19 protein-coding genes are annotated in these 22831 nt (G+C 74.4%); 15 read left to right on the top strand and 4 right to left on the bottom strand.

Annotated features, from left to right (window positions below):
* Positions 1-91: 91 nt before the first annotated feature.
* The 7 genes from MY526_RS14475 to MY526_RS14505 all read left to right on the top strand — a co-directional run bounded on the left by MY526_RS14475 (position 92) and on the right by MY526_RS14505 (position 7058).
* Positions 92-1105: a helix-turn-helix transcriptional regulator gene (locus MY526_RS14475; protein WP_436691333.1), complete on the top strand. Its 1014-nt coding sequence runs from the start codon at positions 92-94 to the stop codon at positions 1103-1105.
* Positions 1106-1151: 46 nt separating this feature from the next.
* Positions 1152-2189, top strand: coding sequence for a BMP family protein (locus MY526_RS14480; RefSeq protein WP_436704205.1), 1038 nt, complete (start codon positions 1152-1154; stop codon positions 2187-2189).
* Between the two features lie 65 nt (positions 2190-2254).
* Positions 2255-3799, top strand: coding sequence for an ABC transporter ATP-binding protein (locus MY526_RS14485; RefSeq protein ID WP_436704207.1), 1545 nt, complete (start codon positions 2255-2257; stop codon positions 3797-3799).
* Positions 3796-4884: an ABC transporter permease gene (locus MY526_RS14490; protein ID WP_436691336.1), complete on the top strand. Its 1089-nt coding sequence runs from the start codon at positions 3796-3798 to the stop codon at positions 4882-4884. Before MY526_RS14485 ends, MY526_RS14490 begins: the two co-directional genes overlap by 4 nt.
* Positions 4881-5810 carry an ABC transporter permease gene (locus tag MY526_RS14495; protein WP_436691337.1) on the top strand — a complete coding sequence of 310 codons (930 nt, stop codon included), beginning with the start codon at positions 4881-4883 and terminating at the stop codon, positions 5808-5810. Before MY526_RS14490 ends, MY526_RS14495 begins: the two co-directional genes overlap by 4 nt.
* Before the next feature lie 179 nt (positions 5811-5989).
* The gene (locus tag MY526_RS14500) at positions 5990-6172 is read left to right on the top strand and encodes a hypothetical protein (protein WP_436691338.1); all 183 of its coding nucleotides are present in this window, start codon (positions 5990-5992) and stop codon (positions 6170-6172) included.
* A 73-nt stretch (positions 6173-6245) separates the two neighbouring features.
* Positions 6246-7058, top strand: coding sequence for an SDR family oxidoreductase (locus tag MY526_RS14505; RefSeq protein WP_436691339.1), 813 nt, complete (start codon positions 6246-6248; stop codon positions 7056-7058).
* 3 nt (positions 7059-7061) lie between these two features.
* Here MY526_RS14505 and MY526_RS14510 read toward each other — a convergent pair whose 3' ends face one another.
* From MY526_RS14510 to MY526_RS14520, 3 genes are all read right to left on the bottom strand, one after another.
* Positions 7062-8462: an FAD-dependent oxidoreductase gene (locus MY526_RS14510; protein ID WP_436704209.1), complete on the bottom strand. Its 1401-nt coding sequence runs from the start codon at positions 8460-8462 to the stop codon at positions 7062-7064.
* Between the two features lie 81 nt (positions 8463-8543).
* Complete coding sequence (locus MY526_RS14515) at positions 8544-9476, bottom strand: GGDEF domain-containing protein (RefSeq protein WP_436691341.1); 933 nt, start codon at positions 9474-9476, stop codon at positions 8544-8546.
* Between the two features lie 115 nt (positions 9477-9591).
* On the bottom strand, positions 9592-10545 hold the full coding sequence (locus MY526_RS14520) for a S1C family serine protease (protein ID WP_436691342.1): 954 nt from the start codon (positions 10543-10545) through the stop codon (positions 9592-9594).
* 102 nt (positions 10546-10647) lie between these two features.
* Here MY526_RS14520 and MY526_RS14525 point away from each other — a divergent pair, with 102 nt between their 5' ends.
* From MY526_RS14525 to MY526_RS14540, 4 genes are all read left to right on the top strand, one after another.
* On the top strand, positions 10648-12621 hold the full coding sequence (locus MY526_RS14525) for an alpha-amylase family protein (protein ID WP_436691343.1): 1974 nt from the start codon (positions 10648-10650) through the stop codon (positions 12619-12621).
* A complete protein-coding gene (locus MY526_RS14530; RefSeq protein WP_436691344.1) occupies positions 12618-13748 on the top strand; it encodes a carboxylate-amine ligase in 1131 nt (376 codons plus the stop codon). Before MY526_RS14525 ends, MY526_RS14530 begins: the two co-directional genes overlap by 4 nt.
* 70 nt (positions 13749-13818) lie before the next feature.
* Positions 13819-14583 (top strand): SDR family NAD(P)-dependent oxidoreductase, encoded by a 765-nt coding sequence (locus tag MY526_RS14535; protein ID WP_436691345.1) that lies wholly within the window; start codon positions 13819-13821, stop codon positions 14581-14583.
* Positions 14584-14587: 4 nt separating this feature from the next.
* Complete coding sequence (locus MY526_RS14540) at positions 14588-15874, top strand: erythromycin esterase family protein (RefSeq protein WP_436691346.1); 1287 nt, start codon at positions 14588-14590, stop codon at positions 15872-15874.
* A gap of 22 nt (positions 15875-15896) precedes the next feature.
* Here MY526_RS14540 and MY526_RS14545 read toward each other — a convergent pair whose 3' ends face one another.
* On the bottom strand, positions 15897-17321 hold the full coding sequence (locus MY526_RS14545) for an NAD(P)/FAD-dependent oxidoreductase (RefSeq protein ID WP_436704211.1): 1425 nt from the start codon (positions 17319-17321) through the stop codon (positions 15897-15899).
* A 194-nt stretch (positions 17322-17515) separates the two neighbouring features.
* Between MY526_RS14545 and MY526_RS14550 the strand changes: the two genes are divergently transcribed.
* From MY526_RS14550 to MY526_RS14565, 4 genes are all read left to right on the top strand, one after another.
* Positions 17516-18691: an ROK family protein gene (locus MY526_RS14550; RefSeq protein ID WP_436691348.1), complete on the top strand. Its 1176-nt coding sequence runs from the start codon at positions 17516-17518 to the stop codon at positions 18689-18691.
* A 214-nt stretch (positions 18692-18905) separates the two neighbouring features.
* Complete coding sequence (locus MY526_RS14555) at positions 18906-20456, top strand: sugar ABC transporter ATP-binding protein (protein ID WP_436691349.1); 1551 nt, start codon at positions 18906-18908, stop codon at positions 20454-20456.
* On the top strand, positions 20453-21619 hold the full coding sequence (locus tag MY526_RS14560) for an ABC transporter permease (RefSeq protein WP_436691350.1): 1167 nt from the start codon (positions 20453-20455) through the stop codon (positions 21617-21619). Before MY526_RS14555 ends, MY526_RS14560 begins: the two co-directional genes overlap by 4 nt.
* A 130-nt stretch (positions 21620-21749) precedes the next feature.
* A complete protein-coding gene (locus tag MY526_RS14565; protein ID WP_436691351.1) occupies positions 21750-22805 on the top strand; it encodes a substrate-binding domain-containing protein in 1056 nt (351 codons plus the stop codon).
* The last annotated feature ends 26 nt before the right edge of the window (positions 22806-22831 follow it).

The following is a 22831-nucleotide window of genomic DNA, read 5'->3' on the forward strand; positions in this document are numbered from 1 at the left end:
GTCGCCTTCCGTCTCCGGTGGATCCGTCGGGGACGACGCTACGGACCATTGGTGTCAGATCCTGTCCGCGATGTGCGGCAGTCTTCTCCCCGTGGCCGACACCGGGAACCGCACGCTCCGCCTGCTGTCGCTCATGCAGACCCGGCGGCACTGGGGCGGTGCCGACCTCGCCGAACGGCTCGGCGTCTCCGTCCGCACCCTCCGGCGCGACGTCGAGCGGCTGCGCGACCTCGGCTACCCGGTGGAGGCCCAGCCCGGCGTGGACGGCGGGTACCGGCTGGCACCCGGGGCGGCGCTGCCGCCGCTCGTGCTCGACGACGAGGAGGCGGTCGCCCTCGTCGTCGGCCTGCAGGCGGCCGCGCAGAGCGCCATCGCCGGGACGGCGGAGTCGTCGGTGCGGGCGCTGACGAAGGTGGTGCAGGTGCTGCCGCCCCGGCTGCGCCGCCGCGCCGACGCCCTGCGCGCGGTGACCGAGCCGGCCGGGTGGCGGGACGGACCGGCGGTCATCGACCCCGAGGTGCTCACCACGGTGGCCCAGGCCTGCCGGGACACCGAGCGCCTGGTGTTCGCCTACACCGCGGCCGACGGCGCCGCCACCGAGCGGGAGGTGGAGCCCGCGCGGCTCGTGGCGCTGGGCCGGCGGTGGTACCTGGTGGCCTACGACCTGCTCCGGGGGGACTGGCGCAGCTTCCGGCTGGACCGGCTGGCGCGGCCGCGGCCGACCGGCGCCCACTTCGCCCCGCGGCGGCTGCCCGGGGACGACGCCGTCGCCTTCGTACGGGCCGGGACCGGGCCGACCCCGTGGGTGGTGGAGGTGCTGGTGGAGGCGCCGGCCGACCGGGTGCGGGCGCGGATCGGCCGGTGGGCGCGGGTCGAGGACGCCGGGGACGGCCGCAGCCGCGCCCACATGGAGACCGACGACCTGGACTGGCCGGCGTTCGCCCTCGGGTCGCTCGGTGCGGAGTTCACCGTCGTCGCCCCGCCGGAGCTGCGGGACCTGCTGGCCGAGTGGGCCGGCCGGTTCGCCAGGGCCGGGGGTCCCACGATCGATATCGATTCGGTCTCGGCTGCTCCCGCGGCGGGGGACCCCGCAACCCCGGGCTGACAGGCTCGCTGCCTCTCGACCCCCGCGAACGAGGATGGTGCCCTCCATGCGCTCCGCCCGAGTGTTCCTCCGCTCCGTCGCCCTGTCCTCCGTGCTGCTGCTGACGGCCACGGCCTGCGGTGGGGACGACAGCGGGGGCGGTGGAGGAGGCGGCGGTACCGCGGGCGGGGGCGGCGACGCGCCCCGCATCGCCGCGGTCTTCTCGGGCACGACCACCGACGCGGACTACACCTTCCTCGGCCTGGAGGCGCTCCAGGCGGCCGAGGAGGCGTACGACGCGGAGACCACCTTCTCCGAGAGCGTCGCCGTGCCCGACGCCCAGCGCGTCCTGCGCGAGTACGTCGCGGACGGGTACACCGTCATCTGGACGCACGGCAGCCAGTTCTACGACGCGACGGTGGCGGTCGCCGAGGAGGCGCCGGACGTCGTCTTCATCGCCGAGCAGGACACCCAGCCCGAGGGCGTCCCGGACAACGTGTGGGTGCTCGACCGCAACTTCCACCTCGCCTTCTACCCGCTGGGCATCCTGGCCGCGGCCACCACGCAGAGCCAGCAGATCGCCTACCTGGGCGGGGCCACGCTGCCGTTCAGCTACTCCGAGGTGCACGCCGTCGAGCAGGCGCTGGCGGACGTCGGCTCGAGCGCCACCCTGACCCCCGTCTGGACCGGCGACCTCAACGACCCGACGCGCGGGCAGCAGTTCACCAGCCAGCTCATCGCCGGTGGCGCGGACGTCGTCCTGGGCTCGCTGAACCTCGGCATGGTGGGCGCCTTCGAGGCGGTCAAGGCCGAGCCGGCCGGCGCCGTCCGGATCACCGCGAAGTACACCGACAAGTCCGAGCTCGCCCCCGACCACTACCTGACCTCGGTCCTGTACGACTTCGCGGTCATGCTCGAGGAGATCATCGGCCAGGTGCAGGACGGCGAGACCGGTGGCTACCTCGGGATGAGCTTCGAGCAGGGGATCTCGATGCAGCCGCCGACCGGCGTCGACCAGGCGGTCGTGGACCAGGTCGACGAGGTGATCGACGGCCTGACCAATGGCGAGATCGAGGTCGAGCGCGACGTCACCCCGGTCGAGTGACCGCGCCGGGGCAGCCGCCGGCGGGGGAGGCGCCACCTCCGCCCGCGGACCGGGTGCCGCTGCGGATGAGCGGCGTGACGAAGTCCTTCGGTCCGGTCAAGGCCCTGGTCGACGCCGACTTCGAGCTGGCGGCCGGTGAGGTCCACGGCCTCGTCGGCGGCAACGGCGCGGGCAAGACCACGCTGATGAACGTCCTGTACGGGCTCTACCGGCCCGACGCCGGGACGATCGTCGTCGACGGGCGGGAGGTGACGATCCGGTCGCCGCGGGACGCCATCGGGCTGGGCATCGGCATGGTCCACCAGCACCTCCTCCAGGTGCCGGCGTACTCGGTCGTGGAGAACGTCGTCGTCGGCACGAGCGGACGGTCCGGGGGGCTGCGGCGGGCCGGCCGGCGGATCGCCGAGCTCTCCGACCGCTTCGGCCTCGCCGTCGACCCGCGGGCGCGCACCGACCGGCTGTCGGTGGGCGCGCGGCAGCGCGTGGAGATCCTCAAGGTGCTCTACCGCGGCGCGCGGATCCTCGTCCTCGACGAGCCGACGACCAACCTGACCCCGCAGGAGGTCGACGCGCTGTTCGCCTCGCTGCGGGAGATCGTGGCGGAGGGGACCAGCGTCGTCTTCATCTCGCACAAGGTGCGCGAGGTGCTGGCCATCTGCGACCGGATCTCGGTCATGCGCGACGGCCGCCGGCTGACCACCGTCGGCCGCGCGGAGACCGACGCGGCGGGCGTCGCCGGTCTCATGGTCGGCGAGCTGGCCGCCGAGCCGTCGTCCGAGGTCGCCGCCGCGCTCGGCCTGGCGCCGGTGGGTGCGGCCGCAGCCGCCGCCCCCGAGCACCCGGCCGCCGGCGCGGCCGTCCGGCTGGCCGTCGCGGACCTCGGCGTCGACAACGACCAGGGCGTGCCGGCGCTGACCGGTCTGGACCTCACCGTCCGGGCCGGCGAGGTCCTCGGGGTCGCGGGGGTCGCCGGCAACGGGCAGGTGGAGCTCGCCGAGGCGCTGGCGGGGGTGCGGCCGGTGCGCAGCGGCAGCGTGCGGGTGGACGACACCGAGCTCGCCGGCCGGCCGACGCTGCGCTGGCTGGAGGCCGGCATCGCCTACGTGCCGGAGGACCGGCACCGCGACGGCATCCTCGGCGCGGCGTCGGTGACGGACAACCTGCTGCTGGGGGCTCAGCGCAGCGCCGCCTTCCGCCGGGCCGGGCTGATCGACTGGCGCCGGGTGCGGGAGCACAGCCGCCGCACGATCGAGCGCTACTCCATCCGGACGCCGGGCCCGGACGCCCCGGCCGGCAACCTCTCCGGGGGCAACATCCAGCGGCTCGTGCTGGCCCGGGCCTTCGAGCGGGAGCCGACGGTGCTCGTGGTGCAGAACCCCACCCGGGGGCTGGACATCCGCTCCACCCGCTTCGTCTACGACCGCGTCGAGGAGGCCCGGGACCGCGGCTGCGCCGTCGTGCTCATCTCCGAGGACCTCGACGAGCTCAGCCTGCTGGCCGACCGGATGGTGGTGCTCTACTCCGGCCAGGTGGTCGGGGAGCGCGCCCAGGGGGACTTCGACGCCTACGTCCTGGGACGGCTGATGGCCGGCGTGCGGGAGGACGCATGAGTGCCCCGACCGCGCCGACGCAGACCGAGGCGCCGGAGGTGCCGCTGCACGGCGGCCTGCGGCTGCTCCGGGACCTCCTGCCCTACGTGCTCGCCCTGGTGCTGGCGTTCCTCGTCTCGGGCGTGGTCATGGCGGTGCTCGGCTACGACGCCGTCGGTGCCTTCACCACCATCCTGTCCACGTCGTTCGAGACGACGTTCGGGCTCACCGAGACCCTCAGCAAGTGGGTCACCATCGTGCTGCTGGCGCTCGCCTTCACCGTCCCGCTGGCGGTGGGCCGGTTCAACATCGGCGGTGAGGGCCAGTTGCTGGTCGGCGGGACCGCGGCGGCCGGCGTCGGGATCGTCCACGCCGACCTGCCGGCCGTCCTGCTCCTGCCCCTCGTGCTGCTGGCCGGCGTCCTGGCCGGCGCGGTCTGGGCGGGCATCGCGGCGCTGCTCATGGGCCGGTTCGGGGTGAACGAGATCCTGAGCACGGTGCTGCTGAACTTCGTGTCGTTCCAGGTGCTGGACTACGCCGCCACCGAGGTGTGGTCGGACCCGGCGGCCGGTGTAGCGGCCACCCGGCCCATCGGGGAGTCGGCCGAGCTGCCGGTCCTCGGCGGCCCGCCGGGCGTGCACGCCGGCATCCTGCTGGCGGTCCTGGTCAGCCTGGCCAGCATCGTCATCACCCGTCGGACGGCGGCCGGCTTCGAGCTGCGCGCCGCGGGCACCAACCCGCGCGCCGCGGCGATCAACGGCATCCGGGTCGGCCGGGTCGCCGTCGTCGCGCTGGTCGTCGGCGGGGCGCTGGCCGGGCTCGCGGGGGCGATCGAGGTGGCCGGGGTCCACGGCCGCGCGATCGAGGGCATGCAGTCCAACTACCTGCTGCTCGGCATCATCGTCGGACTGATCGCCCGCGGGAACGCCCTGTGGGTGCCCGTGGTGGCCTTCGGCATCTCGATCCTGGAGGTCGGGGCGAGCTCGATGCAGCGCACGGTCGGGGTGCCGGCCGAGATGGTCCTGATCATCGAGGCCCTCATCCTCATCTTCCTGCTCCTGTCCGACGTGATCGCCGGGCGTCTCGCGCGGAGGGCGGCGGCATGACGGAGTTCGAGACCCTGGCCCAGCTCACCGTCGTCGCGACGGTGCCGTACCTGCTCGCCTCGCTGGGCACGATGCTGGGCGGCCTCGCCGGCGTCTTCAGCGTCTCGCAGGAGGGCGTCATGGTCCTCGGCGCCTCGGTCGGCTTCCTCGTCAGCTTCGGCGTCGGCAGCAACACGGTCGGCATCCTCACCGCGGCCGCGGTGGGGGCCCTGGTCGGGCTGGTCCTCGGCTGGTCGACGACGTCCCTGCGGCTGGACCAGTTCGTCATCGGCCTGGCGCTGTTCTTCGCCGCGACGGGCCTGGCCGGGCTGCTGTTCCGGGTGGTCGTCGGGGAGACGGGGTCGCAGCCGCTGATCGAGACGCTGCCCCGGGTGGAGATCCCGCTGCTCAGCGAGATCCCGGTGCTGGGCACGGTGCTGTTCTCGCACAACGTGCTGGTGTACCTGGCCGCGCTGGTCGCCGTGGGGCTGTACGTCTTCCTGTACCGCACCCGCGCGGGCCTGGACCTGCGTGCGGTGGGGGAGAACCCGAAGGCGGCCGACAGCCTGGGCATCGCGGTGGCCCGGACGCGCATCTGGACGGCGACCGCCGGCGGTGCCCTGATGGGGGTGGCCGGCGCGTACCTGCCGATGGTCTACACCGGCACGTTCACCGAGGGGATCGTCGGCGGCCGCGGCTGGCTGGCGATCGCGCTGACCTTCTTCGGTGGTTGGCGGCCGCAGTTCATCGCGGCCGGGGCCCTGTTCTTCGCGGCCATGGACGTGATCGCCCTGCGCGCCGAGGTCGGGGACGTCGGCATCCCCAGCCAGGTGCTGCTCGTCGTCCCCTACGTCGCCACCCTGCTGGTGATGATCTTCGCCTTCCGCTGGGCGCGGGTGCCGGCGTTCCTCGGCCGCAACTACGACCGGGAGAGCCGCACGGCGTGAGTCCACCGGACCGGCTCGGGACGCCGGTCCGGGAGCCCGGAACTGTCGTACCCCCGGCCTAGCGTCCGGGGTGTCCCCAGAGGTGGGGGCGGGTGTCACCCCAGGTCACGGCTGCTCCGGCGGCCGGCGCCGCGGGACCGTGACACCGCACCGGCGTTCCGAGTTCCGGGGAGGTCATCATGACCCGCACCGTCACCAGCCTCGACGACCTCGACCTGGAGATCGCCGTCGCCTACATCGCCCTCGGCGTCGCCCGCAGCACGTGGGCGCACTGTCCGTCGGGGGAGAACACCCGGCTGGTCGAGGAGGCCCAGGCGTCGGTCGACGCGCTCCTCGACGAGCGCCTCGACACCGCCGCCTGAGGGCGCCCTTCACGGCCCGGCCGCGAGCGGGCGAGCGGTGGGCGGCAGGAGGCCGTTTGTCTAGCCTCGGCTCATGACCGACAGCGAGGGCGGGTCCCGGGTCGCGATCATCACCGGCTCCGAGTCGGGCATCGGCCGGGCGACCGCCGTCGCGCTGGCCGAGGGCGGCTGCGACATCGGCATCACCTGGTACCGGGAGAAGGAGGCCGCCGAGGCGACGGCCGGGGAGGTGCGGGCGCTCGGTCGCCGCGCCGAGGTCCGCTACGTGGACCTCACCCGGCTGCCGGAGGCCGCCGACGTGGTCGACGACCTCGCCGCGGCCCTCGGCGGGATCGACGTCCTGGTCAACGACGCCGGCACCGGGCACATGAGCAGCGTCCTCGCCACCGACTACGCCACCTGGCGGGAGGTGCTCGCCACCGACCTCGACAGCGCGTTCCTGTGCCTGCAACGGGCCGCCCGGCGCATGGTCGCCGCGGGCCGCGGCGGGCGGATCGTCAACATCACCAGCGTCCACGAGCACCAGCCGCGGGTCGGCGCCGCGGCGTACTGCGCGGCCAAGGGCGGCCTCGGCCTGCTCACCCGGGTCGCGGCCATCGAGCTCGCCGAGCACGGGATCACCGTCAACGCGGTCGCGCCCGGCGAGATCGCCACCCCGATGACCGGCCAGGAGGACGAGGACCCGACCGCGCCCGGGCACGAACGACCCGGCGTCCCGCTGCGCCGCCCCGGCGACGCCCGGGAGGTCGCCGCGGTGGTCGCCTTCCTCGCCTCGCCGGCGGCCGCCTACGTCACCGGCGCCTCGTGGCCGGTGGACGGCGGGATGCTGCAGATGGGCCCGATGGCCGGCTCGCACCTGACCAGCGACGACTGGCGCCGCCCCTGACCCTCAGCCGGCCAGGAGCGCCAGCAGCCCGGCGCGGTCCGGGCCGGGCGTGGGCGGCGGCGGAGGGGCGTCGGCGAACCGCGCGACCCGCTCGGCCATGCCGGGGCGGGCCATCACCTGCTGCGGCTGGGCGAGGCAGGTGATGATCTCCAGCAGCCCCCGGAACACGTCGGCGTCGTGCATGGCCGCAGTCAGCAGGCCGACCTGCCGGGGGTCGGGTGGCGGTGGTGGCTCGCCGGCGCGGAGCGCGTCCATCTCGGCGATCCGGGCCCGGTCCGCGGCGATCTGGTTGCGGAAGAACGGCGTCACCTCCCGCTCGGTGGCCTCGTCGAAGGCGCCCACCAGCTCCGCCGGACGGTGGAGGTGGTCCCGCGCGGCGAGGCGCAGCTGCTGGGCGTGGGCCATCCCGACCGAGATGCCGCGCCCGGCCGAGGGGTTGGTGCACGCCCACGCGTCGCCGATCGGGACGAAGCCGGTGACGACCGGCTCGCCGTCGACGACGATCCGCCGGTAGCGGTCGAGGATGCCGGCCATCGCCAGCACGTCGGTGATCGGCTTCCCGTCCAGCCAGTGCGCCTGCAGGGGACAGGCCGTCACCAGGCGGGTGAAGACGTCCGGGTCGCGCAGCGCCTTGAGCGGGGCGTCCCGCGTCGGGCCGAACACGGTCACCGACCAGGTGTCGTTGTCCCCGGGCAGGGTGAGGAGCGAGATGCTGCCGAGGGGGGCCAGCGACCGGCCGATCCGCCGCGGCAGCTCCGGCCCGGTGAAGTACCGGGTGTAGTAGACGAAACCGCTGTCCTCGCTCTCCACGTGCGCGGGGCGGGCACCGAGCTCGGCGAGCCAGTCGGCGTTCGGCGTGCGGCGTCCCATCGCGTCGACGACCAGGTCGGCGCGGATCTCCTCCCCGCCGGCGGTCCGCACGCCCACCACGTGGGGGACGCCGGGCAGAGCCGCGGCCCCGGCGACGAGGCCGGTGACGCGCACGCCCCGGCGCAGGGTCAGCCGAGGGTGCTCCTCGGCGGCCGCCGCGACGACCGCCTCGAGGACCGGGCGCCGGCCGGTCACGAACCGGATCCGGTCGTCGTCCGGCCGGGGTTCGCGGTCCTCGATCGACGGCGGCAGCGGGTCCAGGTAGTCCACCCAGGTGCAGCCGGCGGCGAGCATCCGGTCGGTCAGGCCCGGCAGCTCGGCGTCCGCGACGGCACGGAACCGGGCGAACAGGTTGTGCGGCTGGCGGAACTGCGCCACGCCGTGCCGGTTCCAGGAGTCCCAGGCGGCGGCCGTCGTCGGCGGGGCGCCGTCCGGATCGGCCTCCAGCACGGTCACCTCGTGCCCGTCCTCGGCCAGCATCATCCCCGCGCACAGGCCGATGACCCCGCCGCCGCAGACCACGATCGCTGCCATCCCGACCTCCCCGGACGGACCCGGCCACCGTGCTCCCGCCGCAACGGCGGGGACAGGGTCGGACGGCCCCGGTGGGTGGGCTCAGGTGAGGCGGCCGGCGCGCCGCTTGTGCCGGTAGAGGTCGGTGTCCGCGCGCAGGACGAGGTCGGCCAGGGTGTCCCCAGGGCCGGCCGTGGCGGTGCCGGCCGACCACGACGCCGGATGGCTCTCCCGCAGCCGGACCAGCAGCTCGGCGGCCGAGCGGGCGTCGGCCGACGGGAGGCACAGCACGAACTCGTCGCCGCCGTAGCGGCCGAGCAGGTCGGCGGTGCGCAGCTGGCTGCTCCACGCCCGGGCCAGCGACTGCAGCAGCGCGTCGCCGGCGCTGTGCCCCTCCTCGTCGTTGATGGTCTTGAAGCCGTCGAGGTCGATGACCGCCACGGTCAGCGGCTCCTCGCTGCGCGCGGCGTGCGCCAGGCTCCGCTCCGCGCCGGCCTCCCAGGCCCGCCGGTTGGCCAGCCCGGTCAGCGGGTCGGTGCCCGCGGCCCGGTGCAGGGTCGCCGAGATCCGGGTCTGGGCCTCGACGAGGGCGGCGACGGTGATCACGGTGGTCAGCCAGGGCAGGGCGATCCCGGACGGCGCGGCGGCGACCGCGCCCGTGGTGGTGACCGCCAGCAGGTAGACCCCGTGCGCCCGGGCGGCGTTGCCCGGCAGGTAGTGCGCGGCGTAGACCGCCAGCGCCACCATCGACGGGCCCAGGCCCACGACGCCGACCGCGGTCACCGACCGCCAGGCCAGCACGGCGATGAGCGTCGCCATCGTCGCCACCGCGAGGTGCACCGCACGCGGGGTGATGCGGCGCCGGCCCAGCCGGAGCGCGACCGCGCCCCCGCAGCCGACGGCGGCGAGCACCCACAGCAGCCCGACCGGCGTCTCGGGCGTCAGCGGTCGCAGGGCACCGACGAGGCACAGCGCGCCGCTGACGCCGTACAGCAGCGACAGCAGCGCCGTGCCGGCCGGCCGGTCCGCGTGCATGAGAGTCCCCCGTTCGTCCCGGCCAGCATCGGTCGGGACGGTGACGTTCTGCAGCGCGCCCGGACGGCTTGCCCCCAACGGGGGATCCCCACCGGGTGACCCGCCGGCCGGCCGGTCACCCGCCGGTGAGCTCGGTGGGCACCGTGATGACGTCGACCATCGCGCCGCGCCGGGAGACGGTCACCGGCAGCGGTCGCCCGATGGCGTCCTCGAACAGCAGCCGCTGCAGGCTCTGCGCCTCGGCCACCGGCTGCCGGCCGGCCTCGAGCACGAGGTCGCCGGCCTTGAGCCCGGCTCGGTCGGCGGGGGACCCCGCGACCACGTCGACCACCCGCAGCCCCCGCCGGCGGCCGCTGCGCTCGGCGAGTGGAGCGGGCAGCGGCGCGGGCGTGCTGACCAGTCCGAGGAAGGCCCGCCGCACCCGCCCGTCCCGCACGAGCGCGGCGACGATCCGCCGGGTCGTGTCGTTGACCGGAACGGCCAGCCCCAGGCCCCAGCCGGCGACGGCGGTGTTGATCCCGACCACCCGGCCGGTGGAGTCGGCGAGCGCGCCGCCGGAGTTGCCGGGGTTGAGAGCGGCGTCGGTCTGGATGACGTCCTCGACCACCCGCGCCGTCCGGCCGTCGTGCGTCGGCAGCGACCGGCCCAGCCCGCTGACCACCCCGGCGGTCACCGAGCCGGCCAGCCCCAGCGGGTTGCCGACGGCGACCACGAGCTGGCCCACGCGCAGCTCCGCGGCGTCGCCGAGCACCGCCGGCGGCGGGGTCTCCGTGCGGGCGCGCACCACCGCGAGGTCCGACAGCGGGTCGGCGCCCACGACGTCGACGTCGCTCTCGCTGCCGTCGCTGAAGACCGCCCGCCCGTACCGGGCCGGACCCACCACGTGGGCGTTGGTCAGCAGCAGCCCGTCGTCCCGGACGACGACGGCCGACCCCGCGCCTCCGCGGCCGCCGGGCGCGCTGACCTGCAGCGCGGCGACGTGCGGGGTGAGCTCGGCGGCGACGGCGGTGACGATGCGGGAGTAGGCGTCCAGCACCGACTCGGTGTCCGGGTCCGGCAGCAGGCTCATGGCATGCCTCCTGATTACGCGATTACACGTCCAGTGAACTCCTCCGGCGGCCGGTGTGGCGGCGGTCATGCCGTGGGCGAACAGCGCCCCGATACTGGGCCGGTGACGGTCTCGGCGGCCGCGCGCCGGGAGGCGGCGGAACAGGCGTGGGCGGGGCTGCGGCCCCGGATCGAGAAGGAGGCGGTCGCGAGCCGGGGGGAGGCGGAGGCCGACGCGTTCCTGGCCCGCGTCCACCTGGCGCGGTTCGACGTCCACGAGCCCCTGGCGATCCTGTACGGAGCGGCGGCCGACGAGCTGTTCGAGCGCGCGCTGCGCCTCGTCCTCGCCGCCGCGGCGGAGCGGCCGGAGCCGCTGCGCCGGCTGGACCGGCGCCGCGAGATCGACCCGGCGTGGTTCCAGCGGGCCGGGATGCAGGGCTACGTCTGCTACGTCGACCGCTTCTGCGGCACGCTCGACCGGCTGCCCGAGCACCTGGACCACCTCGCCGAGCTCGGCACCACGTACCTGCACCTCATGCCGCTGCTCGAGCCGCGGGAGGGCGAGAACGACGGCGGCTATGCGGTGGCCGACTACCGCGCGGTCGACCCGCGGCTGGGCACGATGGCCGACCTCGAGGCGGTGGCGGCGGCCCTGCACGGGCGGGACATGAGCCTGTGCATCGACCTCGTCCTCAACCACACCGCCCGCGAGCACGAGTGGGCCCGCGGCTGGCTGGCCGGCGACCCCGCGTACGCCGGCTTCTACACCGCCTTCCCCGACCGCACGATGCCCGACGCGTACGACGCGACGATCCCCGAGGTCTTCCCCGACCGGGCACCCGGATCGTTCAGCTGGGTGCCCGAGGCCTGCGGCGGGGCCGGCGGGTGGGTGTGGACGACGTTCTGGCCCTACCAGTGGGACCTCGACTACTCGAACCCCGAGGTCACCCTGGCGATGCTCGGCGAGATCCTCTGGCTGGCCAACCGCGGGGTCGACGTCTTCCGCATGGACGCCGTGCCGTTCATGTGGAAGCGGCTGGGCACCAGCTGCCAGAACCAGCCGGAGGGGCACAGCCTCCTGCAGCTGCTGCACGCGCTGACCCGGCTGGCCGCGCCGGGCGTGGTGTTCAAGGCCGAGGCGATCGTGTCGCCCGACGACCTGGTGCCCTACCTCGGCGGGCACGACCGGTTCCGCCCCGAGTGCGAGCTGGCCTACCACAACCAGCTCATGGTGCTGCTGTGGAGCAGCCTGGCCACCCAGGACGCCCGCCTGGCCCGCACCGCGCTGCGCCGGATGCAGCCCATCCCGCCGACCGCCACCTGGGTCACCTACGTGCGCGGGCACGACGACATCGGCTGGGCGATCACCGACGAGGACGCCGCGGCCGTCGGCGCCGACGGGTTCGGCCACCGGCGGTTCCTCAACGACTTCTACGCCGGCCGCTTCCCGGGCTCGTTCGCCCGCGGCGCGCTGTTCCAGGAGAACCCGGCCACCGGCGACGCCCGCGTCTCCGGCTCCGCGGCGTCGCTGTGCGGCATCGAGGCGGCGCTGGCCGACGGGGACGAGGAGGCGCTGGAGCGGGGGATCCGGCGGCTGGTGCTGCTCTACTCGGTGGCCTACGCCCACGGCGGCATCCCGCTGCTCTACATGGGCGACGAGCTGGCCCTGCGCAACGACACCGGCTACCTCGACGACCCCGCCCGGGCCCCCGACAACCGCTGGATGCACCGCCCGCCCATGGACTGGGCCGCCGCCGCCCGCCGCAACGACGCGGGCACGCTGGAGGGCCGCGTCTTCGCGCGGATCCGGCAGCTGGGGGCGGCGCGCCGGTCGCTGCTGGCGCTGCGCGGCGGCGTCGAGCCGGTCGTGCTGGACGTCGGGGACGACGCGGTGCTGGCGTGGTCGCGCCGGCACCCGCGCAGCGGCACCTTCGTCGGCCTGGCCAACTTCGCCCCGGACGCGCGGACCGTGGACGCGGACACCGTCACCGGCTTCGGCAGCTACGAGCAGGTGCACGGCAGCGACGGTCCGCTGGAGGTCGTCGAGGGCCGGCTGGTGGTGCCCGGCCTCGGCTTCGCCTGGTTCGCCGAGCCGTGAGCGGGCCGGCCGCTCCCCGGCTCCCGCCCGCCGGCGCCACGGTCGGTGTGGAGGAGGAGTTCCACCTCGTCGACCCTGTCACCCTCGAGCTCACCCCCAGCGCCGTCGTCAGCACCGCCGCCCTGCAGGGCACCGCCGGGGAGCACGTGCACGCCGAGATCGTCACGACCCAGCTGGAGACGTCGACAGGGGTCTGCACGACGCTGGGGGAGCTGCGGGCGGAGCTGGTCGCCACCCGGGCCGAGGCCGCGGCGGCGGCGTCCGCGGCCGGGCTGGCCGTCCTCGCCGCCTCCACCCACCCGTTCGCGTCGTGGCGCCAGCAGCGGCTCACCCCGGCGCCGCGGTACCGGGCGATGGTGGACCGCTGGGCGGCACTGGCCGAGCAGCAGGACATCTGCGGCTGCCACGTGCACGTCGGCGTCCCCGACCTGGAGACGGCGGTCGCGGTGATGGACCGCGCCCGGCCCTACCTGCCGGTGCTGCTGGCGATGACCGGCAGCTCGCCGTTCCACGACGGCGTGGACACCGGCTACGACTCCTTCCGCACCCCGTGGTGGTCGCGCTGGCCAACGGCCGGGTCACCGGAGCTCCTCGGGGGTGCCGAGGGGTTCCGTGCCGTCGTCGACGGGCTGGTCCGCTGCGGGGTGATCGCCGACGGCTCGCACCTGTACTGGGACGTGCGGCCCTCGTCGCGCTGGCCGACGCTGGAGTTCCGCCTCGCCGACGTCTGCACCGACCTCGACGCCGCCGTCCTGCACGCCGCGCTCGTCCGCTCGCTGGTGCGGGTGCTCGCCGCTCGGGCCGAGCAGGGCGAGCCCGTTCCGGACCCGCGCCCCGAGCTGCTCCGGGCCGCGCGCTGGCGGGCGGCGAAGGACGGCCTCGGCGGCGAGCTCTTCGACCCCGTGGCCGGCGAGCCGGTGCCCTCGCGGGCCGCCGTCGACCGGCTGGTGGCCGAGCTCGCCGACGACCTGCGGACCGCCGGCGAGGAGGACGCCGTCGCCACGCTGCTCGACCGGCTCTGGGCCCGGGGCACCTCCGCCAGCCGCCAGCGGGACACGTGGGCGCGCACCGGCGACCCCCGCGCGGTGGCCGCGGAGCTGCTGCGCGAGGGCGTGCCGGCGTCCTGACCGGCGCGCGTCGGCCCGCCGCCGCCCGGGTAGTGGGGCCCCCATGACGGAACCGCGTCCCCTCGCCCTCGTGACCGGAGCCTCCAGCGGGATCGGCCTGGAGCTGGCCCGCCAGTTCGCCGGCGCCGGCTTCGACCTCGTCGTCAACGCCGAGGACGCCGAGCTGGCCGCCGCCGCCGAACAGCTGCGCCTGGGCGGGACGACGGTGCAGCCGGTCCAGGCCGACCTGCGCACGCCCGCGGGCGTCGAGTCGGTGTGGGCCGCGGTGCAGGCGACCGGCCGCCCCCTCGCGGCGGCCGCGCTCAACGCCGGGGTGGGCCAGGGCGGCCCGTTCGTCGAGAACGAGCTCGAGAGGGAGCTCGAGATCATCGACCTGAACGTCACCTCGACGGTGCGGCTGGCCAAGCTGGTGCTGCGGGACATGGTGGCCCGCAACGAGGGCCGGCTGCTCATCACCTCGTCGATCGCCTCGACCATGCCCGGCTCGTTCCAGGCCGTCTACAACGCCTCCAAGTCCTTCCTCCAGTCCTTCGCCGAGGCGCTGGTCGAGGAGCTCCGGGACAGCGCGGTGACGGTCACCTCGCTGATGCCCGGGCCCACCGGGACCGAGTTCTTCGACCGCGCCGAGATGCAGGACACCAGGGTGGGGGCCGGGAAGAAGGACGACCCCGCGCAGGTCGCCGAGCAGGGCTTCGAGGCGCTGATGGCGGGCGAGGACAAGGTGGTCGCCGGATCGCTGATGACCAAGGTGCAGGGGGCGGCCAACGCGGTGCTCCCGGACCGGCTGAAGTCGAAGGCGCACCGGCAGATGGCCGAGCCGGGGAGCGCGGAGTAGGGCCATGGACGACGGCGCCCGCGAGCTCGCCCGCCCGCTGCGCGACCCCGCCGACCTCGACCCGCTGCTCGAGCGGGTCGGGGACGCGCGCATCGTGGCCATCGGCGAGGCCAGCCACGGCACGCACGAGTACTACGCCTGGCGGGCGGCGCTGACCCGCCGGCTGGTGGAGGAGCGCGGCTTCGGGTTCGTCGCCGTCGAGGGCGACTGGCCCGACTGCTACCGGGTCAACCGCAGCGTGAAGCTCCGGGCCGGCGCCGACGAGGACCCTCGGGCCGCGCTCGACGCCTACGAGCGGTGGCCGACGTGGATGTGGGCCAACGACGAGGTCGTCGACTTCTGCCGCTGGCTGCGGGGGTGGAACGCCGACCGGCCGGAGGACCGGCGGGTGGGGTTCTACGGACTCGACGTCTACAGCCTCTGGGACTCCATGCACGAGCTGGTCGGCTGGCTGCGCGAGCACGAGCCCGAGCACGTGGACAAGGCGGTCGCGGCGCTGCAGTGCTTCGAGCCCTTCGGTGAGGACGGCGCCGAGTACGCCTTCGCCACCCGCTTGGCGCCCACCACCTGCGAGCAGACCGTCGTCGAGCTGCTGCAGCACCTCTGCGCGGAGCGCGGCCGGCGGGCGCCCGCCGACGACCCCGAGGCGCACTTCGCCGCGGAGATCAACGCCGGGGTGGTCGCCGACGCGGAGCGCTACTACCGGGCGATGGTGGCCGGCTCGGCGCAGTCGTGGAACGTCCGCGACGTACACATGGCCGACACCCTCGACCGGCTCTTGGAGCACACCGGCGCCGGCGCCGTGGTGTGGGAGCACAACACCCACGTCGGCGACGCCCGCGCCACCGACATGGCCGGCGCGGGGATGGTGAACGTCGGCCAGCTGCTGCGCGAGCGGCACGGCGCCGCGGACGTCGTCCTGGTCGGGCTCGGCGGCCACCGCGGCGGGGTGATCGCCGGCGCGGCGTGGGGCGCGCAGATGGAGCGGATGCCGGTGCCCGCGGCCCGGGCCGGCGGCCTGGAGGCGCTGCTGCACGAGCAGGTGGGCCACGACTGCCTGCTCGTCTGGTCACCGGGCGGGCAGCGCCCGGCGTTCCTCGACCGGCGACTCGACCACCGGGCGATCGGCGTCGTCTACCGGCCCGAGCGCGAGCGGTGGGGCAACTACGTCCCCACCGTGCTCGGCGAGCGCTACGACGCCTTCCTCTCCTTCGAGGAGACCCGCCCGCTGCGGCCCCTGCACCTCGAGCGGCCCGACGAGCACGTGCCGCCGCTCGGGCACCCGGTCTGAGTCCCGGCCGCGGCGGGCGGGCTCACGCGGAGCGGCGCTCCGTCGCGTCCTCCGCCGGCGCCGCGTCGTCCTTGGGGCCGCCGCTCTTGGAGACGGAGAACCCCGGGCCGAGGTGTTCGAGCGCCAGGCGGCCGTAGACCTGCTGCTGGGTGGCGACCCGCTGGGAGCGGCCGCGGCCGAGGAAGCTGACCATCCAGTGCAGCACGGTGGTGATGCGGCTCTTGAACCCGACGATGTACATCAGGTGCACGACCAGCCACAGCACCCAGGCGATGAAGCCCTCGAACTTGAGCTTGCCGATGTCGGCGACCGCGGAGAACCGGGAGATCGTCGCCATCGAGCCCTTGTCGAAGTACCTGAAGGGCTCGGCCGGGGGGCGGCCGGCCAGCCGGCGCTTGATGGCGTCGGCGGCGTACTTGCCGCCCTGGATGGCCACCTGCGCGACGCCGGGCAACCGGTCCAGGCTCATCATGTCGCCGACCACGTGCACCTCGGGGTGCCCGGGCAGGGTGAGGTCGGGCTGCACGGAGACCCGGCCGGCGCGGTCGACCTCGGCGCCGGACTGCTCGCCGAGGATCCGGCCCAGCGGCGACGCCTGCACGCCCGCGGCCCAGATCTTGGTGGCCGCCGCGATGCGCCGGGTCTGCCCGTCGGAGTCCTTGACCACCAGGCCGTCGGCGTCGACCTCGGTGACCATCGCGCCCAGCTGGACCTCCACGCCGATCCGGTTGAGCTGCCGGCGGGCGGCGTCGCCGAGCTTCTCCCCGAAGGAGGGCAGCACGGCCGGCGCGGCGTCGAGCAGGATCACCCGCGCCTGGGTGGGGTCGATGGTGCGGAAGTCGCGGCGCAGCGTGCGGTGGGCCAGCTCGGCGATCTGGCCGGCCATCTCCACCCCGGTGGGGCCGGCGCCGACGACGACGAAGGTGAGCAGCCGGTCGATCTCGACCGGGTCGGTGGCCAGCTCGGCCAGCTCGAACGCGCCGAAGATGCGCCCGCGCAGCTCCAGGGCGTCGTCGATGCTCTTCATGCCGGGGGCGAACTCGGCGAACCGGTCGTTGCCGAAGTAGGACTGGCCGGCACCGGCGGCGACGATCAGCTCGTCGTAGGGGTGCACCGTGGTCCGGCCCAGGATCGAGGACGTGACCGTCCTCGCGGCCAGGTCGATGTCGGTGACCTCTCCGAGCACCACCCGGACGTTCTTCTGCCAGCGCAGGATCTCGCGGGTGGCCGGGGCGATCTCGCCCTCGGACAGGATGCCCGTGGCCACCTGGTAGAGCAGCGGCTGGAACAGGTGGTGGCTGGTCTTGGCCACGATCGTGACGTCGACGGGGGCCTTCCGCAGCGCCTGGGCGGTGAACAGTCCACCGAAGCCCGAGCCGACGATGACGACACGAGGCCGGCCGGATCGGGTGGTGCCGACGGGTGCGGTCTCAGGTGATGTCGTCATGATGATTCCAGTCTCCCACTCCGGCGTCTCCTGGCCGTGCACGGCCCCGGGCGATGCAGGCCACAGTCTGGCGCACTACCCGCCGGACGGCGCTCCACGCCGAGGCCGGGGAGACCGTGCGCCCATGACCGTGCGGACGCTCCTCGAGGAGGTCGCCGTCGTTCTCGGGGGCGTGGGCAGCTGAGCGTGTCACGATGGGCGACGTGGCGAACACAACTGCCTCGGCCGGCGCGCTGCTGCGCCACGTGCGCACCGGACGTGCGCGCAGCCGGGCGGACCTCGTGGCGCTCACCGGCGCGTCCCGCAACACGGTGAGCGCGCGGGTGGACCAGCTGATCGCCGCCGGTTTCCTGGAGGAGGGCGGTCCGGGGTGGAGCACCGGCGGGCGCCCGCCCACGCTGCTGCACTTCAACAGCCGCGCGGGCTGCGTGCTCGCCGTCGACCTGGGCGTGACCAGTGTCGACGTCGCGGTCACCGATCTCTCGGCGCGGATCCTGGCCACCGCCGGGCACCCGATCGACATCGCGGAGGGGCCGCAGGCGGTCCTGGCCGAGGTCGACCGGCTGGCCCAGAAGGTGCTCGCCGAGGCCGGTCTCGCCCCGGCCGACGTGTGCGCCGTTGGCGTGGGCGTGCCCGGGCCGGTCGAGTTCTCCAGTGGCCGGCCGTCCCACCCGCCGATCATGCCGGGCTGGCACGACTACCCGATCCCGGACGCCTTCGCCCGGTACGACTGCCCCGTCTTCGTCGACAACGACGTCAACGTCATGGCCCTGGGGGAGATGGGCGTCGGCGGGTCGGTCCAGGATGTGCTCGTCGTCAAGGTCGGCACCGGGATCGGCTGCGGCGTCATCGTCGACGGCCGGGTGTACCGGGGGGCGCAGGGCAGCGCCGGGGACATCGGGCACATCTACGTCGCCCAGCCCGACGGGCGGACGGTGGTCTGCCGGTGCGGCAACGAGAACTGCCTCGAGGCGATCGCCGGCGGCGGCGCGCTGCTCCGTGACGCCGTCGCCGCCGGGCTGCCGGTCAGCACGACGCGCGAGGTCGTCGAGCGGGCGGCGCAGGGCGAGGGTCCGGCCCTGGAGCTGGTGCGCGACGCCGGCCGGACCATCGGCACGGTGCTCGCCGCGCTGGTCAACTTCTTCAACCCGCACCGCATCGTCATGACCGGCGGCGTGGCCCAGGCCGGCGCGCCGCTGCTCGCCGGCATCCGCGAGGCGGTCTACCGCCGCGCGATGCCGCTGGCCGCCCGGACGCTGGAGATCACCGTCAGCGACGCCCCCGACCTCTCGGGCCGGCTGGGTGCGGCGCTCATGGCGATCGAGGGCTTCCTCGACGAGGACGCGGTGCACCAGGCGCTGGCCCAGTAGCCGGCGCGACGACGTCCGACCGCGGCCGCTGGAGGTTGCGGTTCGGTAACTCCCTCGTGCGGCCTTGACCCGGGGTGACCTGGCTCATAGGTTCTCGCCTGAACCGACTAATGGTCAACGGTGAGCAAAAGTCCGGAGGTGGCGGCGTGCCGGTTGGGCGTCTGCTGCTGGCCGCAGCCGTTGGCGCAGCTCCCACCGCCGTCGGAGGCCCGAGGTGACCACCCCGCTGCTCGAGATGCACGGCATCGTGAAGACCTTCCCCGGCGTCCGCGCGCTGGACGGGGTGGACCTCGACGTCCGTCCCGGCGAGGTGCACTGCCTGCTCGGCCAGAACGGTGCCGGCAAGTCGACGCTCATCAAGGTCCTCGCCGGCGCCCACCAGCCCGACGTCGGCCAGATCACCTGGCGCGGCGAGCCGGTCCGCCTGACCGACCCCCAGGCGGCGATGTCGCTGGGCATCGCGACGATCTACCAGGAGCTGGACCTGGTGAACGGGCTGACCGTCGCCGACAACATCTTCCTGGGCCGGGAGAGCTCCCGGTTCGGCATCACCCGGCCCGCTGCGGCGAGCCGGTCCGCCGCGCAACTGCTGACCCGCCTCGGCCATCCGGAGATCCGGCCCACCGCCGAGGTCGGCGCGCTGTCGGCGGCGCAGCAGCAGATGGTCAGCATGGCGCGGGCGCTGTCCCAGGACGCGCAGCTGATCATCATGGACGAGCCGTCGGCCGTGCTCGACAACGAGGAGGTCGAACGGCTCTTCGGCGTCATCCGCGATCTCAGCGCCCACGACGTCGCCGTCGTCTACATCTCCCACCGGCTCGAGGAGATCCGCGAGATCGGCGACCGGATCACCGTCCTGAAGGACGGGCGCACCGTCGCCACCGGGCTGCCGGCCCGGGAGACCTCGACCCGTGAGGTCATCACGCTGATGACCGGACGGACGATCGAGTACGTCTTCCCGGAGCGCCGTGCCGCACCGCACGGCACCGAGGCGCCGCTGCTCGAGGTCGAGGGCCTCGGTCTGGGCGGCCACTTCGAGGGAGTCAGCCTCACGATGCGCCCCGGCGAGATCGTCGGGCTGGCGGGGCTCGTGGGCTCGGGTCGCTCGGAGATCCTGGAGACGATCTACGGCGCTCGTCGTCCCACCGACGGCACCGTCCGCCTGGCCGGCAAGCGGCTGCGCCCAGGCGACGTCGGAGCCGCGGTCGCCGCCGGTGTGGGCCTCGCCCCGGAGGAGCGCAAGAGCCAGGCGCTGCTGCTGGACGACTCGGTCTACCGCAACATCACCGTCTCCTCCCTCGGCCGCTTCGCCCGGGGCGGCTTCCTGTCGGGCGGCGCCGAGAAGGCCGCCGCCCGGGCGCAGACCGAGTCGCTGGACGTCCGCCCGGCCGACGTCACGCGGATCGTGCGGACGCTGTCCGGCGGGAACCAGCAGAAAGTCGTGCTGGCCCGCTGGCTGCTGCGCGACTGCCGGGTCCTCCTCCTCGACGAGCCGACCCGCGGCGTCGACGTCGGCGCCCGCTCGGAGATCTACGCGCTGGTCCGCGACCTCGCCGACCGGGGGGTGGCCGTGCTGATGGTCTCCAGCGAGATCCCGGAGGTGCTCGGGCTGGCCGACCGCGTCCTCGTGGTCGCCGACGGCCGGGTCGTCGCCGAGGCCCCAGCCGACGACCTCGACGAGCACCGGGTGCTCGACCTGATCATGGAAGGCACTCCGCACGCGGGTGCACCGATCGCGACGCAGCACGAAGGGGACGTGGCATGAGCACCAGCGCGACCGAGACGGAGGGGAGCGCCGTCGCTGCGCGGAACTCGTCGGGCAGCGGGAAGGGCAGCTTCCTCTCCGGCCCCGTCGGCCGCAACCTCGGCCTGGTCATCGCCCTCGCGATCCTCTGCATCGTCGGCGCGATCACCGCCCCCGAGCAGTTCCTCGACGTCGACAACGTCCTGACGATCCTGCGGCAGGCATCCGTCATCGGCGTGGTCAGCATCGGGATGACGTTCGTGATCATCGGTGGGGGCATCGACCTGTCGGTCGGCGCGCTGGTCGCCCTCTCCTCGGTCTGGGCCACGACGCTGGCCACCCAGGCGATGGCTGAGGACTTCCACTGGATCGTCATGGTCTTCACGGCGCTGGCCGTGGGCGCCGGTGCGGGCCTGGTCAACGGCATCGTCATCGCCTACGGCAAGCTCGTCGCCTTCATCGCGACGCTGGCCATGCTGGCCGCGGCCCGCGGTCTGGCGGAGATCATCGCCAACCGGCGCACCCAGATCGTCCAGGACCGCGACTTCCTCGCGTTCTTCTCCAGCGACGTCCTCGGCATCCCGACGCTGGTGATCATCTTCGCGCTGGTCGCGATCGCCGGGTGGGTCCTGCTCAACCGGACGACGTTCGGCCGGCGCACCTTCGCCGTCGGCGGCAACGCCGAGGCCGCCCGGCTGGCCGGCATCCGGGTGCAGCGGCACACCATGTGGCTCTACGTCCTGTCCGGCCTCACCTGCGGCATCGCCGCGGTCATGCTCATGGCCCGGACGACGACCGGCAGCTCCACCCACGGCACCCTCTACGAGCTCGACGCGATCGCCGCGGTGGTCATCGGCGGCACCCTGCTCATCGGCGGCCGCGGCACGATCGTCGGCACCGTCCTGGGCGTGCTGATCTTCACCACGCTCGGCAACGTCTTCACGCTGAACAACCTGTCCAGCTCCGCGCAGGCGGTCGCCCGCGGCGTCATCATCGTCGTCGCCGTCCTGCTGCAGATGCGGATCGCCACCGGCAGCTTCAGCCTCGGCCGTCTCGGCCGGGGCGGTGGCTCCGGCGCACCGCCGGCCACCGCGGGCTCGCCCGCCGGCACCGTTTCCGGGGGCTCGATCCCCGGTGGGCCCGGTGGCACCCCGCCCGGCAGCACCGACCGGCCCCCGACCTGACCCGGACGGGGGCGGCCGGCCGTCCCCGTCGGATCAGCACCACCCCTCCGGGCCGCGGGTCCGCGAGGAGCACCACCGACGCACCACCACCTGGCCGAGCCGCCAGGGAGGCGATACCCGAGGAGAGATCATGTCTGCAGCGAGGCAGCGCCCCTACCGCCGTCTGACGTCCACCGCGGTGGCCCTCGTGGGTGCCGGCGCCCTGATCGCCGGCTGCACGAGCAACACGCCCGAGGAGTCGGGCGGCGGTGGCGGCGGCACCAACGTCGCCAGCTCGAACGACGAAGAGGGCGAGACCGTCCGCATCGGCTTCTCGGCCCCGGCCGCCGACCACGGCTGGATGGCCGGCATCACCGAGGCCGCGCGCGCCGCGGCCGAGGAGTTCGGGGACGTCGAACTCACCGTCGCCGAGGGCACCAACGACGTGGGCACCCAGATCAGCCAGGTCGAGACGTTCATCAACGACGGCGTCGACGCCATCGTGCTGCTGCCCTTCGACGGCGCCGCGCTCACCCCGGTCGCGCTGCAGGCGATGGAGGCCGGCATCACGGTCATCAACGTCGACCGCGAGTTCAACAGCCCCTTCGCCGCGCGCGCCACCATCCTCGGCGACAACTACGGCATGGGCGTCTCGGCCGGCACCTACGTCTGCGAGCAGGTGGGCGACAACCCCAACGCGATCGTCGCCGAGATCGCCGGCATCGACTCGCTGCCGCTGACCCAGGACCGCAGCCAGGGCTTCGCCGACGCGCTCAGCGAGTGCGGGCTGACGGTCGCCAACCGCGTCGCGGCCGACTTCACCGTCGAGGGCGGCGAGGAGGCGGCGGCCAACCTGCTCCAGGCCGCACCGCAGATCGACGCCCTCTGGAACCACGACGACGACCAGGGCGTCGGCGTCCTGGCCGCCATCAACAACGCCGGCCGCAGCGAGTTCATCATGGTCGGCGGTGCTGGCTCGGCCAACGCGATGCGCGAGATCGAGTCCGGCGACTCGGTCCTGAAGGCGACCGTCATCTACCCGCACACCCAGGCCGCCGACGGCATCCGCCTCGCCCGCCTGATCGCGCAGGACAAGTCGCTCTCCGACCTGGTCTCCCCGGAGGTCCCGCGCGAGATCGTGCTGAACGCCCCCGTCGTCACGGCGGACAACGTCGACCAGTACATCGACCGCGCCTTCGAGTCCTGACCGGCGTGGAGTCGCCGGGTGACGGT

The organism is Geodermatophilus sp. CPCC 205761 (genome assembly GCF_051383655.1).
Lineage (GTDB): Bacteria > Actinomycetota > Actinomycetes > Mycobacteriales > Geodermatophilaceae > Geodermatophilus.

What these genes read in the sequence shown, in the direction of transcription:
- MY526_RS14480 (WP_436704205.1), top strand. Translation starts at nt 1,152, where the DNA reads ATGCGCTCCGCCCGAGTGTTCCTCCGCTCCGTCGCCCTGTCCTCCGTG.
- MY526_RS14485 (WP_436704207.1), top strand. Translation starts at nt 2,255, where the DNA reads ATGAGCGGCGTGACGAAGTCCTTCGGTCCGGTCAAGGCCCTGGTCGAC.
- MY526_RS14490 (WP_436691336.1), top strand. Translation starts at nt 3,796, where the DNA reads ATGAGTGCCCCGACCGCGCCGACGCAGACCGAGGCGCCGGAGGTGCCG.
- MY526_RS14495 (WP_436691337.1), top strand. Translation starts at nt 4,881, where the DNA reads ATGACGGAGTTCGAGACCCTGGCCCAGCTCACCGTCGTCGCGACGGTG.
- MY526_RS14500 (WP_436691338.1), top strand. Translation starts at nt 5,990, where the DNA reads ATGACCCGCACCGTCACCAGCCTCGACGACCTCGACCTGGAGATCGCC.
- MY526_RS14505 (WP_436691339.1), top strand. Translation starts at nt 6,246, where the DNA reads ATGACCGACAGCGAGGGCGGGTCCCGGGTCGCGATCATCACCGGCTCC.
- MY526_RS14510 (WP_436704209.1), bottom strand. Translation starts at nt 8,462, where the DNA reads ATGGCAGCGATCGTGGTCTGCGGCGGCGGGGTCATCGGCCTGTGCGCG.
- MY526_RS14515 (WP_436691341.1), bottom strand. Translation starts at nt 9,476, where the DNA reads ATGCACGCGGACCGGCCGGCCGGCACGGCGCTGCTGTCGCTGCTGTAC.
- MY526_RS14520 (WP_436691342.1), bottom strand. Translation starts at nt 10,545, where the DNA reads ATGAGCCTGCTGCCGGACCCGGACACCGAGTCGGTGCTGGACGCCTAC.
- MY526_RS14540 (WP_436691346.1), top strand. Translation starts at nt 14,588, where the DNA reads ATGGACGACGGCGCCCGCGAGCTCGCCCGCCCGCTGCGCGACCCCGCC.
- MY526_RS14545 (WP_436704211.1), bottom strand. Translation starts at nt 17,321, where the DNA reads ATGACGACATCACCTGAGACCGCACCCGTCGGCACCACCCGATCCGGC.
- MY526_RS14550 (WP_436691348.1), top strand. Translation starts at nt 17,516, where the DNA reads ATGGGCGACGTGGCGAACACAACTGCCTCGGCCGGCGCGCTGCTGCGC.
- MY526_RS14560 (WP_436691350.1), top strand. Translation starts at nt 20,453, where the DNA reads ATGAGCACCAGCGCGACCGAGACGGAGGGGAGCGCCGTCGCTGCGCGG.
- MY526_RS14565 (WP_436691351.1), top strand. Translation starts at nt 21,750, where the DNA reads ATGTCTGCAGCGAGGCAGCGCCCCTACCGCCGTCTGACGTCCACCGCG.